We start from the raw sequence: 17,178 nt of genomic DNA, 5'->3' as shown, positions 1-17,178 counted from the left end.
TATTCCTGCCTATTCTTTCTCTTGTTCAGGATTTATTACTAATGTCACTTTCAATACGATAAACAACTCAAGTGGCTGTGCTAACACAACTAATACGTCATATACTAATTATGCTGCTTCTGGAACACCTACAACAAGTCTTTTAATAGGAAGCAGTTATAATTTAAGTGTAACAACGGATCTTTCTTCAATAGTTTCAGCTTGGATTGATTTGAATGCAAATAGCGTTTATGAAGTGTCAGAATGGACTCAAGTGTATGTTACGGGAACAAATGGTAATGTAAATATTTTGATTCCTGGAACAGCTACTCCAGGACTAACCACTATCAGAATTCGTTCTAGACAAAGTGGTAATCCAAATGGTAGTGGAAATGCTTGTTCAGTAATGGGATCTGGAGAAGCGGAAGATTATGGAATAACTTTAGTTACTACAACACCTTGTGCAACACCAACCACTCAACCAACGGCTTTAAGTTTAACGCCTGCCGGTACTTCTATTTCGGGTAGCTTTACAGCGGCAAGCCCTGCGCCCAACAATTATTTAGTTGTAGCGAGCACATCAGCAACCCCTCCAACAGCTCCAGTAAATGGCACGAGCTATGCCCCTGGAAGTTCAATAGCTTCAGGTTATATTGTGGTAGATAACGATTCAAACACTACCTTTACCGCTACTGGACTAAACATTAGTACTGCCTATTATTTTTATATTTATTCCTTCAATAGTTTATGTACTGGCGGACCCTTATACTATGCAACAAGTCCCTTATCTGGTACTGCAACCACTACAGGAGTTTCGCCTAATTATTGCACCCCTTCATCCGTTACTTCCACCTACTATATTTCAAGTATGCGTTCCGTAGGGACAATTGCTGATGTTAGCAACAGCCCTACTGGATATTCTCCTGGGGGTTATGGAAATTATACGGGAACAACCATTGCTACTCAAGTACCGGGAGGTGGAATTAATTTAGAAATTATATTAACAGGAACTGACGCCTCTTGTAGTGCATCTCCAAACACTCAATTTATTAAAACTTGGGTGGACTGGAATAAAGACGGTGATTTTGATGATGCAGGGGAAGAAGTGTATATGTCTGGAACTCCTACATCACCAATATCTACTACACTTGATAATATTTATGGCTTTATTGTACCCTCAAATACTTTTCCTGGAAACTATAGAATACGAATAAGAACTATTTCTCACTGCAATGGCTCTGCATTAACCGCTTGCCTCTCTCTTAGTACAGGAGAAACAGAGGATTATACTATAGCCGTAGTTGAAGATTGTCCTTCCAAAATTTTAACCGTAACGGGAGGTTCTGCCTGTGGCCCATCCAACACCGTTGCGCTACAAGCTACTAAAACCGCATCAGCCATTGGCTTCAAATGGTATTCCACTATAAGTGGTGGCAGTGCAATAAATACAACAACTGATGGTACTTGGACCACGCCATTAATTAGTACTACAACTACATATTATGTAACGGCATATGATGGCATTTGTGAGTCTATTCACAGAACCCCTGTTGTCGCAACTATTTTAACAACTTCCAACATTACAATTACGCCCTCAGTACCTGAGGTTTGTGGCGAGGGAAATGTGGTGGAAATTTCTGCAGTTGGAGATTTGGTTACTGAAACGTTATTGTTACAAACTTTTGAATCTGGAATGGCCCCATTTACCGTTACTACACCCACAACTACAAATGGTGGCACCGACACGCCCTGGAGTGTAAAAACCAGTGTGTATGTCCCTATGGGTACAACCGTTTGGCGACCAGCAGTTAATTCAGGAGCTGTGGGAACTTTAGGGAACAGATTTGCATTCACCACTTCTGATTATCAAAATTCGAATATTCAAACTATAATGACCTCTCCTGTTATTAATGCTGCTTTATACACTACATTGGCTTTGACATTTGATCAAATGTACGGAGCGTTCTCAGGAGATTCTGCGGTGATAGAGGCTTATGATGGAACGACCTGGACAACAATTGCAAGCTATACTGCAACCGATATTGGAACGCCTTCTCTATTTGCTAAAATGGCTCCAATTAGTTTAACCGATTATGCAGGTAACCCCAACTTACAAATTCGATTTATCTACACCGCACAATGGGATGACGGTTGGGCAGTAGACAATATTAAAGTGGAAGGCACCCGACCTCTTAACACGACCTTTACATGGACCGGTGGAAGTGTCAATGCTTTTACTGATCCTGGCTTGTCGATTCCGTATACCAATCAAGCTGTTCCGACTGTTTATGTTGTTCCTAGTGCGTCGCAGTTGGCTTCCCCCTCTTGGTCGTTTACGGCTAATGCTACTTTAGGAAATGGGTGTCCTATTTCTCAATTGGTTACCATTAACAACAAAACAAAACTTTGGAAAGGTACTGTCAGTAATGATTGGTATGATGGAAATAACTGGTCACCAATTGGTGTTCCTGATGCAAATACTTGTGTATTCATCTATGACGGAACCCCTTTTGATTCTAACATTAACATTTCAGCTAATAACGCTTTTGCAAAGTTTATAACTGTAAGACCACTGGGATTATTAGAAATTCAAACGAATAATAAGGTTACTGTAACGGATGCCGTAAGTGTAGACGCCGGTGGAACATTTACCATTGAAGACTCTGGAAGCTTAATTCAAATTAACGACGTAGCGAATTTAGGAAACATCAACTACAAGCGAATTGCACCGGGCATCAGAGGCCTTGATTATGTGTATTGGTCTTCGCCAGTTAGCAATCAAGCAATGGAAACTATTTATAGTTCACCTATATCGGGGCCAAAATATTTATGGAATACTACGGTTCCCAACACCAATGCTGGTTTAGGAAACTGGGAAACTGCTAGTGGTATCATGCAACGTGGAAAAGGGTACATTATTCGTGGTTCTTCTAGTTACGGAATGGGAGCCACCAATATTGCCGCTACGTTTACCGGCATACCTCATAATGGAATTATTCCGTTTACAGTTGCGCGTGGTAGTTATATAGGAGTTCCTTATAACGGCACTAACGGAGTGCAAATTACAAACTTAGAGGACAACTATAATTTATTAGGAAATCCGTATCCTTCGGCAATCGATGTGGCTAATTTCTTAGGTCAAAACAGTTCCGTTATTCACGGTAATGTAAAATTATGGCGCCACGGCAGTGCTCCTGCGGCGATTGTGAATCCGTTTTATGGCTCATTTACATACAATTATAATGGTGATGATTATTTAACGATAAACAGCCTGGGTATTAGTGATCCTGTAGGCTACGATCCAATCATTAAATCGGGTCAGGCGTTTTTAGTTCAAATGTTAGATGGTCCAGCAGCAACAGGAATCATAAACTTTACGAATAGTATGCGTTTGCAAGCGGGTCTTCCATTAAGTAATAGCAACTTCTTTAGAAATTCTGACGCCGTTGTAAATTCTGAATCGACTGAAAAACACCGTATTTGGTTAGATATAATGGATCAAAATAATATTGTTTCGAGTACATTAGTTGGTTATGCTACAGGTGCATCTGATGCTTTTGACTCACCTTTTGATGCGCGCTCATCGGTTCCAACTTTTATGAAATTATATTCCCTAATTGACAATGAAGTGTATGACATACAAGGAAGAAGCTTGCCCTTTAACAACAACGACCAAGTGCCTTTAGGAATCACAACTGTGCAGGCGGGAACTTATTCAATAGGTTTAAACACTATTGATGGCTTATTTTTAGCAGCTAATCAAGGAATTTATTTAGAAGATAAAACGACTAACATAATTCACAATCTAAAAACAAATCCTTATAGTTTTACAAGTGCGGTAGGTACTTTCCACAATCGTTTTGTTTTACGATACACTAATGAAATCTTAGGAAATGATGATTTTATAGCAAATACAGTTACCGTTTATGCAAATGAAAGTATCAATGTTATGGCTAAAAACCAAATTATTAAATCAATACGTGTTTATGATTTATTAGGAAGAGTTATCGGTTCATTTGCGACCATCAATGCTGATACCTTTAGTACTAGCACTGTTGCAAAAACACAAAGTGCTTTATTAGTAGAAGTGACTTTAGATAATGGAGCAACTCAAACTTTTAAAGTAATTTTCTAGAAAAAAACTAAATGATTTTCACTTAAGGGACTAACAAATGTTAATCCCTTTTTTCTTTAAGCTATTCCTAAATATTTATTATAATTTAGAGAATAACTCTTTTTTTTACCTTAAAAATTAGACTACTTAACAAGAAAATAACTTTTTTTTAACATTTTTTTCATAAATAATTGGTTTTCAAACAAAATCGTATATATTTGTTTTATTCTAGTAACCCCAAACTTCTAAAACTATGAATAATACTACTTTAGTAAGGTTTATTTCTATGTCTTTTTGTTCTAAAAATACAATTTTTCTTTTTGTTTTTCTTTTTGTCCTAGAAAATGCATTTTCACAAAGTAATAATTGTGCGGCAACACCGACTCTTACGATTGGTACAAGTTGCAGCACAACAAACTTCACAATGCCAAATGCTTCATTTGCAAATTCAGGAGTAGCTGTTTCTTGCGGAATTTCCTACCGAGATGGATGGTTTACCTTTGCTACAGATGCAACAACAACGCTAATAACAATACAAGGAACATCAAACCGGAGACTTGGATTGGCATTATATTCTGGAGCTTGTGGCTCATTAACAGAAGTCACTTGCACACTACCAAACGCTTCCAATGCAAATCTTACAAATGTAGTAGTTTCTCCAAACACCACCTACAGACTACGTTTGATGAAAACGAATAACAATACGAATGATATGACTGGTACTGTGTGCATCTACAAACCAGCTACTACATATTGCACACCCACTAACACCTTCTCTACTTCATATTACATCACAAATGTAACAACAACAGGAGGAATTGCTAATTTCAATAATAACTCCGCAGGCTTTTCGGCCTATACCAATTTCTCTGCTCTTTTTGTAAGTCAATATGCAGGCGCTAGCTTTTCTCTAACTGCAAGTCACCCATCAAGTACTTATGGTTACAACGTTTGGGTTGATTGGAATAACGATACTGATTTTATTGATGCAGGAGAAAGTATGATTTCAACGGGTTATCTAGCTACACCTGCAAATTTAGGTTCCATAACTATACCTGTAGGTACATTACCAGGAAATTATAGAATGCGGATTAGAAATGCCTATCTAAATGATCCAGCAACTGCATGTGGTTCTTTTGATTATGGTGAAGCCGAAGATTATACAATACGTGTTGCAGCACCGCCAGCATGTTCAGGTACACCAACAGCAGGTACGGTAACAACTAGTCCAGGCTTAGGAAACGCAGGTTCAACTTATGCTGTATCGGCAAGCGGATATACTAATTCTTCAGGCTTGACATTTCAATGGCAGTATAGCACAAATGGTGGTGGCTCTTGGACCAACCAAGGTGGTGCTACTGGTACATATTCTAATATTATAGCTACTGCCCCAGCATTAGGAACAACTGTTTTATGGCATTTAATTGTCACCTGCACAGCGAGTAGCCAAAGTGCTACTTCAACTAACGGAACATTTACTTCAGTAACTTCTCAAAATGTACCGGCTTCTGGGAGTAATACCGTAGCTTGTGGAACAAATATCGTATTATATGATAATGGTGGTGCAGCTGGAAATTACGCAGATAATTCAAACGGATATACTATTTTAGGAGCTGGATTAGGAGCTACAATTACTATTTCAGGAAACTACACTATTGAAAATAGTGATACAATCAGAATTTATAATGGATCGGGAATTGGGGGTACATTATTAGCTACTTATTCAGGCACGGGTTCAATTAATTATACAGGAACAGCAGGACAAACTTTAACGCTTCAATTTTATTCCGATAGCTCTGTGGTTTATTCGGGCTTTTCACTTTCCGTCTCTTATGCGGGTGTTTGCTTTCCTGCTTGTACTGGTACACCAACAGCAGGCACTGTTACAACAAACCCAACTACTGATTGGCCAGGTACTCCTTATGTAATATCGGCTGCTGGTTTCACATTGGCTTCTGGATTAACTTATCAATGGCAATACAGTATAAATGGAGGCACAACATGGCTTAATGCAGGAAGTACAACATCTACTTATGCAGACTATAACGCAACTGCTCCTGCAAGTGGTGTTGTGTTATGGCATCTAGTGGTTACTTGTACAGCTAGTTCAAGTAGTGCTACATCAACAAATGGTACGTTTACTACTTTACAAATCAGCGATGTTGTTACCGGTTGTCCAAATGTAGTTTCAGGTGGACTAGGACTCAATGGCGCTGATCCGGCAATTATTACTTGTGTTTCCTCATCGGGCTGTGTAGACCTAGAAGCTACTTATTTAGATTTAGGAGATACTTCAAGTTATATTGTAGAGCCCATAATTTATAACCCTCCATTTGCTTTTTCAGGATTAGCCAATCCTGTTAGTGTAAATATTGACGACAGATGGTCTCCAATAATTAATTTACCTTTTAAATTTTGTTTCTTTGGAAATACGTATGATCAATGCTTAATTGGTTCTAACGGAGTAATTACTTTTGACATCCTTAACAATACACCAACAACGGGAACTTGTGAATGGGAATTTGACACGTATAATCCTGGAACACTTCCTATTAGCGGACATAATGCATTAATTGAAAATGCGATATTTGGAGTTTTTCAAGATATAGACCCTGGAAAAGGTGGGAATATCGGATGGGAACTTATTACATTACCTTCAGGATGTAGGGCTTTAGTAGCCTCATGGTTTAACGTACCAATGTTTTCGTCATCTTGCAATAGCCAACTTTATACTGGTATGATTGTATTATACGAAAATTCAAATATTATTGAAGTATATACACAAGAAAAAAATGTTTGTTCCACTTGGAATGATGGCAATGCAGTTATTGGTATCCAAAATGCAAATGGCACTTTAGCATCTGTACCTCCGGGAAGAAATGCTTTAGACCCTAACTGGACCGTAACAAATGAAGCTTGGCGTTTTGTACCCAATGGTACTTCTATTGCTTCAATAAAATGGTATGAAGGCGCTGGAGTTACAGGTCCACTAGTAGCAACTACAGATGTAATCAATGTTTGCCCAACAAATACAACTATTTACACTGCCGAAATCACCTATACATTATGTGATGGAAGAACAATTAAAGAATTAGACCAAACAACCGTAACCGTTAATAAAGATAAAATATGGGATGGTTCTTCAAACACAGATTGGAATACAGCCGCAAACTGGACTCCTTCTGGCGTGCCAACATTTACAGAATCTGTAACTATCCCTAATGTTGCAAATGACCCAATTATTAATACAGGTGCAAATGCAGTCGCCTGCAGTTTAAACGTAGAATCTGGCGCTGTTTTAACCCTAAGTGCAGGAAAAAATCTTACAGTTACCAATACCATAACTGTAGCTGCAACAGGAACATTCAATGTAAAAAATGCTGCTAATCTTGTGCAAATAAACAACGCAGCTGTGAATACAGGAATTATTAATATGGAACGTATTGCCACTGTTCGATTACAAGATTATTCTTACTGGTCATCGCCAGTGGGGAATCTTGGAGCAGGCACTTTCCCGGTACAAAGTGTTTCACCAGCTACACCGGCGGGGTACATATTCAAATGGGGAACAACAACGCCAAATGCAAATGGAGGTCAAGGTACGTGGGTAAGCACCTCTGAAAATATGATTCCTGCGAAGGGCTATATTCTGCGCGCTCCGAATGGATTTACGAATGCCGCAACAAGTCCTTTAACCGCTAATTTTATTGGAATTCCTAATAACGGCATATTTTCTCCAAACATTTATCGTGGAACAGACTTTACAGGAGTCGGAACTCAGGGAATGCTAAGAACAATTTCAGATGATAACTGGAATCTTGTTGGAAATCCTTATCCTTCTTCTATAGGTGTAAATGAATTTTTAACATTGCCTGCAAACAACACCATAGTTGGAGGTGTGAGAATTTGGACACACGGTCAATTGCCTACAAATTCTATTGATCCTTTTTATCAAAATTACGTCTTTAACTATTATCCAAATGATTACATTACTATCAATTTAACAGGAGCAACAAGCGGTCCTCTAGATTATAAAATTGGAGCAGGCCAAGGCTTCATGGTTCTTATGAATGATGGAGCGGCAGGATCAGGAACCATTACATTTAACAACGCAATGAGAAGTGCTTCTTTTGCAAATAACTCATTCTATAAAAGTAGTTCAGAATCAAATGCGACAGAAACTATTGAACAAAATAGAATTTGGTTAGATTTAGTTGCACCGACAGGATCGGTAAATAGACTTTTAGTTGGTTATGTAAGTAATGCAACGCAAGCAGAAGATCGCTTATATGATTCCTTTACAGATTATAAAGAAAGTCAAAACTTTTATTCGTTAATTGGCAACAATCCAATGGCAATTCAAGGCAGAACTTTACCTTTTGATGTAAATGACACAGTTAATTTAGGCGTTACAATTCCACAAAACGGAACTTATAGCATTGCAATAAGCGCTTTAGACGGATTGTTTGAAACTACAAATCAAACTATTTATATTGAAGACACACAGACAAATATCATTCATAATTTAAGACAAAATCCTTATTCTTTTTCAGCAATTAGCGGAAACGACCCTAATCGTTTTGTTTTAAGATACACGAACGGAACTTTAGCAAACGAAGATTTTATATACGATGCTTCCTCAGTTTGGGTAAGCTCAACCAATGAATTAACAGTAAAATCATCGAAAACGGAAATTCAATCAGTACGTGTGTTTGATATTTTAGGAAGAGAATTAGCAAATTTCCCTAATGTAAATGGCTATGAAATTCCTTTAACTAAAATTCAAAAAAACAATTCAGGTTTAATTATACAAGTAACTTTAAAAAACGGTATAGTTATTAACAAAAAAACTATTTATTAATTTCTAATATATTTCAAAAACCTCCAAAAAGACCTTTGCTTTAAATAGTGAAGGTCTTTTTTTTGTTTAAAAATGTAACTTTTTACTTAAAGATGTGCGTTTCATCGATAAAATTATAACTTCGTCGATATTTATTGTAAAACATTTTTTATAAAATGGTAGTATGCTACTTTTGCAAAAAAAACAAAATGAGATTACCCCTTCTTCTATTGTTATTTTGTACCCTTTCATATGCTCAAATTGGAATTGGAACAACGACACCTAATGCTGCTTTAGACATTACCGCTACAAATGATGGCTTATTAATTCCGAGGGTTGCCTTGGTCGCTTTGAACAATGTTAGTCCGCTAACCTTACCAACAATTTCGGAAATGGTTTACAATACTGCAACTGCAGGAACGGCTCCAAACAATGTAACCCCCGGTTATTATTATTGGAACGGAACTAGCTGGAGCAAATTAGCCATTACAACAAATACGAGTTGGTCTACTGCTGGAAATGCAGGAACCAACCCGGCTACAAACTATATTGGAACTGCAGATGCTACCGATATGGTTTTTAGAGCCAATAACCTTGAAAGAATGCGGATTATCAGTAGTAATGGAAACATTTCCATAGGAGATGCAGTTTCTGGAACAATAAGATCCAATAAGGAATTAGTATTAAGACAAGATGGGGACACTTATGGTTCTTCCGTTTTACGTTTACGAAATAGAAATGCTGAAAACGGCGCTATTTTCGAAAATTTAAATCCTACTCCAGTGGGCACAAATTTAGTAGATTTTATTTTTAGAACTGGAACCACTGCTACTCCCATAGCAAGTAATATCCGATTTGAAACCAGAACAAGTAGTTTGAAAGTTAGCGGAAACACTACAGAATGGCAATTTGGACAACCTGATAATCTAAATGGAGGACCAACGTTAGTAGTTGGTGCAAGTGGTACAGGTTCAGTTTCTGCATTTTTAACAGGAAGAGTGGGCATTGGAACTTCAACACCTAGAGCAGCGTTAGATGTAAGTTCTTCAACGAATGGAATATTAATTCCGCAAGTTTCATTAACTAGTAGTTCTGTTGAAGCTCCCGTAGTAAATCCAGCAACTGGTGCGCTTGTAATTGGTACCATGGTTTATAATTCTCAAACTACTGGAGACGTGACTCCAGGATATTACTATTGGACTGGAACAAAATGGTCTCGTTTTGCAACTAATGCAACGGCTGGGACTACACTTAATACAGCAATGATCAATATTAATGTTGGTGGTGATGCTACAATAAGTTCAACAACATTTGCTGCAATAGCAGATTTTACTTACACTCCTGTTTCTAATAATTCGACAATTATTGTTGAATTCAATACAAAATATGAGATTGGCGGCTACTATGGAGACAGTTATTCATCTCAAATAACAGTTGACGGTTCTCAAATTGTTTACAGTACACAGACATATACCAATGCTAACGGTGGTGGAACACGTTCAAACACATTACTTCCTTTAATGGGTGGTTATACTAACACATCCTTAACACCAAAAACAATTAATATTCGAGTCAAAAGAGATTCAGGAGATGATAACGCTGTTTTTAAACGCGATGCGAGTACTTGGCTAAAAATTACAGAAATAGCTAGATAATAATTATTTCAAAAATACCTCAAAAACCTCCAAAAAGACCTTTGCTTTAAATAGTGAAGGTCTTTTTCATTTGCATAAGCTTCTCGTTCAAACGAAATATTTCTGTAAGCCGCATTCCAATTTTTATATTTTACATATCGAATTAAAAATTCCGCAAAATACCAAACATAAAAAAACAGCACCAACAACTCCAATTGCTGTCGGATGTGTATTTTTTCGTGATTCACCAACACCACATTTTCGCGATCTTGCTTCCCTAAAAGAAACACAAACGGAAAAATAGTAATACTGCGATATCCCTTCGGAATTAAATATTTATAAACTATAACGAACATATCAAGCAAAGTTGCTAAATTTCTTCTTAACTTTATTATTTAGCCAAAGGAAAGAAGTAATCTTGGATAAAAATATTTATTTTTGTGAAAGATAAAAATAAATATTTTTAAGTCTATTTGTAGTTATGAATAAAGCATTAGACCCAAATAATCAAAAAGAAGGCGAAGATTTTTATTACACGCCCGAAGGTTATAAGTGTTTTACTGAAAAGTATCACCTAAAAAGAGGCCATTGTTGCAAAAGCGGTTGCCGACATTGTCCGTATGGATTCGATAAAAAAACAGGAACAATAAAAAAGTAAAATGTATAATGTATTTTGTATACTGAAATTCAACATACAATTTTACATTATACATCAATACATTATACACTATTTATAAAATGACTTTTAAAGAACAAATACAACAAGGAATTCCAACGGAATTACCAAACGTAAAACCCTACGAATCCGCTATCAATCACGCACCAAAGCGTAAAGATCTCCTTACAGAAGAAGAAAAAAAGTTAGCCTTAAAAAATGCTTTGCGTTATTTTGATGCAAAACATCACGCCGAACTAATTCCGGAATTTAGAGCCGAATTAGAAACTTATGGTAGAATTTACATGTATCGTCTCCGTCCGGATTACGAAATGAAGGCGAGACCAATCGAAGAATACCCAGGAAAAAGCGAGCAAGCCAAAGCCATTATGCTAATGATTCAAAACAATTTGGATTATGCAGTTGCTCAACATCCACACGAATTAATTACCTATGGTGGTAACGGTGCGGTTTTTCAAAATTGGGCACAATACCTTTTAACAATGCAATATCTGTCTGAAATGACAGACGAACAAACCTTAACAATGTATTCTGGTCATCCTATGGGATTATTTCCATCGCATAAAGAAGCACCAAGAGTCGTGGTTACAAACGGAATGGTTATTCCAAATTATTCCAAACCAGATGATTGGGAAAAAATGAATGCTTTAGGTGTTTCACAATACGGTCAAATGACTGCCGGAAGTTATATGTACATTGGTCCACAAGGAATTGTTCACGGAACAACGATAACTGTTTTAAATGGTTTTAGAAAAATAAAAAAAGCACCAAAAGGCGGATTATTTGTCACTTCAGGATTAGGAGGAATGTCGGGCGCACAACCAAAAGCAGGAAACATTGCGGGTTGTGTTACGGTTTGTGCCGAAGTAAATCCAAAAATAACACACATTCGTCATTCGCAAGGCTGGATCAACGAAGTGATTGATGATATTGAAAAATTAGTACCAAGAGTTAAAAAAGCGTTGGCTGATAAAGAAGTAGTTTCGATTGCCTATTTAGGAAATATCGTAGACGTTTGGGAAAAATTTGATACCGAAAATTTACCTATTGATTTAGGTTCTGATCAAACTTCACTACACAATCCGTGGGCGGGCGGTTATTATCCTATCGGTTATACTTTTGAAGAATCGAACGAAATGATGGCGAATAATCCGGTGCAATTTAAGGAAGAAGTACAAAAAACCTTGCGCCGTCATGCCGATGCTATTAACAAACACACCGAAAAAGGAACGTATTTCTTTGATTATGGAAATGCTTTTTTACTAGAAGCTTCGCGTGCGGGTGCGGATGTAATGTCAGAGAATCCCACCTTAGGAAGAGAATTCAAATATCCTTCTTATGTGCAAGATATTATGGGTCCGATATGTTTTGATTATGGATTTGGTCCCTTCCGATGGGTTTGTGCTTCCGGAAAACCAGAAGATTTAGCCAAAACAGATCAAATTGCTTGTGAAGTTTTAGAAGCAATGATGCAGGATTCTCCTGAAGAAATTCAGCAACAAATGCAAGATAACATCACTTGGATTAAAGGCGCTCAAGAAAATAAATTGGTGGTAGGTTCGCAAGCACGAATTCTATATGCCGATTCAGAAGGTCGCATTAAAATTGCAGAAGCTTTCAATCAGGCCATTGCAAAAGGCGAAATTGGAACGGTAATTTTAGGACGCGACCACCACGATGTTTCCGGAACCGATTCGCCTTATCGAGAAACGTCTAACATATATGACGGTTCTCGTTTCACAGCCGATATGGCCATTCAAAACGTAATTGGCGATAGTTTTAGAGGCGCTACTTGGGTTTCCATTCACAATGGCGGCGGCGTGGGCTGGGGCGAAGTAATAAATGGTGGTTTTGGTATGGTTCTTGATGGTAGTAGAGAAGCGTCAAGACGCTTAGCATCAATGCTTTTCTGGGATGTGAACAACGGAATTTCTAGAAGAAATTGGGCAAGAAACGAAGGAGCGATTTTTGCAATAAAAAGAGCAATGGAGACGCAACCTTTATTGAAAATTACCATCCCTACTATAGTTGATGAAACATTATTATAAATTAGTTGAAGGTTTGAATTTAAAATCTTTGACTTTAAACCCTAAAAACTATTAATTATGAAAACAATACAATTACTTTCGGTGCTTTTTATAGCAACTTTAGCTTCATGCAGTTCGGTCCGCGTGAATTCAGATTATGATAAAAAAGCAGATTTTGGCTCTTATAAAACATATGCATATTTAAAAAGTGGTGTAGATAAAGCTGAAATTTCTGATTTAGATAAAAAGAGAATTTTATATTCGATTGATGAAGTGCTGGCGGCTAAAGGTTTTACAAAATCGGAAAACCCAGCAATTTTAGTAAGTATTTTTACTAAAGAAACCCAGCGCGTGGATGTGTACCAAAATCATGGTTTTGGATGGGGCTGGAATCCGTATTGGGGAATGAACATGAATTATTCTAATGTAAACACAACCCCTGAAGGCACGCTTTTTATTGACTTAATCGATGCCAAAACCAAAGAATTAATTTGGCAAGGTGAAGGAACCGGTTATTTGACTAAAAATACAGAGAAAAAAGACGCACGCATTAAAGAGTTTGTAGGTAAAATTTTAGATCAATATCCTCCGAAATAAAAATATTAAAAGGCGTAACTATATATTTACGCCTTTTTTATTAAATAATCTTTTTTTTTACACTATTTAGAACCTTTGTTTTGTAGATTTGTAGCCGCTTTTCAAATAAAGTTTATTATTCAAATGGCTCTAAAAAAAATCATACTTATACTAATATTAGTATTTTCTAATTTAGGATATTCGACTTCTTCTAAAATTGAAAACCATGTTAGTCATGCAGTTATTGCCCCATTAATAACGTCATTTACACCTGCTTCAGGTCCAAAAGGAACTAGAGTTACAATTACAGGATCTGGATTTTCAGCCACTTCTCAAGTTAATTTTAATGGTTTTAATGCTACTACCCTTTACATAAACTCAACTACATTACAAGCATTAGTACCTTTGATTGCAACCGGAGAAAACCAGACAATCACTGTAATTGATAGTGGTGTTTCAACCAATGCAGCAACTTTCTTTACTTTGAACACCACATTAGGTACGTGTGCTTCTTTTACAGATTTAATTATATCAGAAGTATATGATTCTGGAACTGGGAATGTATGGTATATGGAATTATACAATCCAACAAATACCCCAATAATTTTAAATGCTCCAGGAAGTATTTACAAACTAGAACGCTATGGGTCTATTGGAAACCCATCGCCTACTAGAACCATTGATTTAACCGGAACTGTCCTTCCTAATAGTGTTTATACCTTAAAACTTGGAAATGCATCACCAAATACTTGTAATGCAATTACATACAATTTCACAGAAACTGGTGCGGGTATTAATGAAGATGACGAAATTAGACTAACCAAAAACGGACTCCCTATTGATGTTGTTTATTGTCCAGATGAAACAGGTTATACCATAAAAAGAAATTCTAATGCAAGTGGACCTTCCAACATTTACGATGCAACAGAATGGACTACTTTATTATCAGAAACTTGTACGGATTTAGGCCAATTTACTGTTTCAAATAATTTACCGACCATTAACAGCCATCCAATTGATGTAACTGGATGTCCTTCAACAGCAACTTTTGCAGTTGGCGCATCTGCAACTGGCATATTAACTTACCAATGGTATTATAACAACGGAACAAACACAAACTGGACATTACTAACTTCAGTATTTCCTGGAGTTACGATTTCAGTAACAGCATCTCCTTCTTTAAGTTTGAGTGGTAACCTCACAACATTAAACGGTTATCAATTCTATTGTGCCGTTTCATTAAATGCGTCATGTACTGTAATTTCTAATGCAGCAACATTAGATATTTCATCAACCACAACACCTACATTCAATCAAATTTCACCAATTTGTCCTGGCCAATCCTTTACATTACCCTCAGCCTCAACTAATAGCACTGCTATTAATGGAACTTGGTCGCCAGCGATAAATACTACGACAACTACGACATATACATTCACACCAACTGCAGGACAATGTGCTACTACAACGACCATGACGATTGTAATAAAGCCGGCTGCTACTTTAGCTTTAACTTCGGCTACCGGCACAGCCAATCAAACCGTTTGTACGGGAAATGCCCTTATTCCTATTGCCTACACGTTTGGCGGTAGTGCTACAGGTGCTACCGTTACTGGACTTCCTGCTGGAATAACGGCTTCGACTTCTGGGAATGTACTAACAATTAGCGGAACAGCTGCAACAAATTTTAATTATACAATAACAACAGTTGATGGCTGTAGCCCAATTATACTTGGTGGAAATGTAGTTATTACAGCTAATGCAACCCTCAACTTAACTTCTGCAGCAGGAACTGATAATCAAACTATTTGTATTGGCACTGCAATTACTCCTATTGAATATACTTTTGGAGGTGGAGCAACTAGCGCAACAGTGTCTGGACTTCCAGCAGAAATTACCGCTTCCACTGCAGGAAATGTGGTTACAATTAGCGGAACTCCGGCGGGAAATTTCAATTATACAATAACTACAGTTGGTGGTTGTGGAATTATTACTTTAAACGGAGCTGTTGTTGTAAATCCGAATGCTACGCTTGTTTTAACTTCTGCAGCAGGAACTGATAATCAAACTATTTGTGTTGGAAATACAATTACACCTATTCAATATACTTTTGGAGGAGGTGTAACTGGCGCAACAGTAACAGGTTTGCCAGCAGGAATCACAGCTTCGACTACAGGAAACGTGGTTGCAATTAACGGAATTCCGTCGGGAAATTTCAATTATACAATAACTACAGTTGGTGGTTGTGGCAGCAGTATTACACTCAATGGCAGTGTAACAACAACTACGGGAATCACACCTATCTTCGCACAAGAAGCTCCAGTTTGTAGTGGAATTCCTTTGAATATTACAACCACATCTACAAACGGCATTGTAGGGACTTGGCAAGAAATTTCAAATACTGCTTCTACTATTACTTACGAATTTAATCCATATCCTGGACAATGTGCTACAACGACAACTATGACTGTTGTAGTTACACCGCGTCCTACAGTAACGATAACTTCACCAAGTACTTCATATTGTGCAGGATCATCAACGAATATTACTTTAACAAGTACAGTTCCAGGAACTACATTTACTTGGAATGCTTTGTCTTCTAATTTGGATACTACCCAAGTATTTAGCGGAAACGGTGCTACCATTGCACAAACATTAAATTTAGTAAATGATTTGAATGTTGGCTTTGTAACTTATAGCGTAACACCGTTTGCAAATGGTTGTTCGGGAACACCACAAGAGATTACGATATTTGTAAATCCAACGCCAATAATGACGGCTGTAGCCACTACTAGCGCTATTTGTTCAGGAGACACCGCGAATATTGATTTAACCAGTAATATTTCAGGAGTTACTTACAGTTGGACTTTTTCTGCTACGGGAGTAACAGGAGCAAGCAACGGAAATGGTATAAACATTAATCAAGTACTAACTTCAGCGGATGCTACTACAGGTGGCTTTGTTATTTACACCATTACACCCTCATTAAATGGATGTATAGGTTTACCGGTAACAGTTCAAATAGATGTGAAACCACGTCCAGAGTTCTTCGGAACGATTCCAACTACGGTTATTTGTAGTGGTGAGTCTATCAATATTGGTTTAAGCGCTTCTATTGCAGGAACTACTTTTAATTGGACAGTATTTAGTAGCGACAACGTTACGGGAGCAACAGCGGGTTCAGGAATAGCTATTATAGAAATTCTAGAAGCGCCAACAGTCCAAGGAACAGTGGTTTATACGGTTATCCCAGTATTAAACGGATGTTCTGGCGCTCCAATTACGGTGACAGTAACGGTAAATCCATTACCAAAACCAATGTTAGCTGATGG

Annotated in this window: 7 protein-coding genes; all 7 read left to right on the top strand. The window is 37.4% G+C overall.

The window, feature by feature from the left end:
• Position 1 precedes the first annotated feature (1 nt).
• Entirely contained in the window at positions 2-4,114 is a 4,113-nt protein-coding gene (locus tag T1L09_RS03375) for a GEVED domain-containing protein (RefSeq protein WP_322549672.1), read from the top strand.
• A gap of 232 nt (positions 4,115-4,346) precedes the next feature.
• Entirely contained in the window at positions 4,347-8,954 is a 4,608-nt protein-coding gene (locus T1L09_RS03370; RefSeq protein ID WP_322549543.1) for a GEVED domain-containing protein, read from the top strand.
• Between the two features lie 188 nt (positions 8,955-9,142).
• Positions 9,143-10,588, top strand: a complete 1,446-nt coding sequence (locus tag T1L09_RS03365) for a hypothetical protein (RefSeq protein ID WP_322549542.1) — start codon at positions 9,143-9,145, stop codon at positions 10,586-10,588.
• Between the two features lie 460 nt (positions 10,589-11,048).
• Entirely contained in the window at positions 11,049-11,225 is a 177-nt protein-coding gene (locus T1L09_RS03360; RefSeq protein ID WP_322549541.1) for a C1orf53 family protein, read from the top strand.
• Between the two features lie 80 nt (positions 11,226-11,305).
• Entirely contained in the window at positions 11,306-13,291 is a 1,986-nt protein-coding gene (locus T1L09_RS03355; RefSeq protein WP_322549540.1) for a urocanate hydratase, read from the top strand.
• A gap of 57 nt (positions 13,292-13,348) precedes the next feature.
• Positions 13,349-13,867 carry a DUF4136 domain-containing protein gene (locus T1L09_RS03350; RefSeq protein WP_322549539.1) on the top strand — a complete coding sequence of 173 codons (519 nt, stop codon included), beginning with the start codon at positions 13,349-13,351 and terminating at the stop codon, positions 13,865-13,867.
• Positions 13,868-13,990: 123 nt separating this feature from the next.
• The coding region (locus T1L09_RS03345; RefSeq protein ID WP_322549538.1) for a beta strand repeat-containing protein at positions 13,991-17,178 on the top strand (3,188 nt) is incomplete at its 3' end.

Source organism: Flavobacterium psychraquaticum, from assembly GCF_034497725.1.
Taxonomy (GTDB): domain Bacteria; phylum Bacteroidota; class Bacteroidia; order Flavobacteriales; family Flavobacteriaceae; genus Flavobacterium; species Flavobacterium psychraquaticum.
Note: the sequence above shows the minus strand (reverse complement) of the source record. Positions and strands in the feature narration are given on the sequence as shown.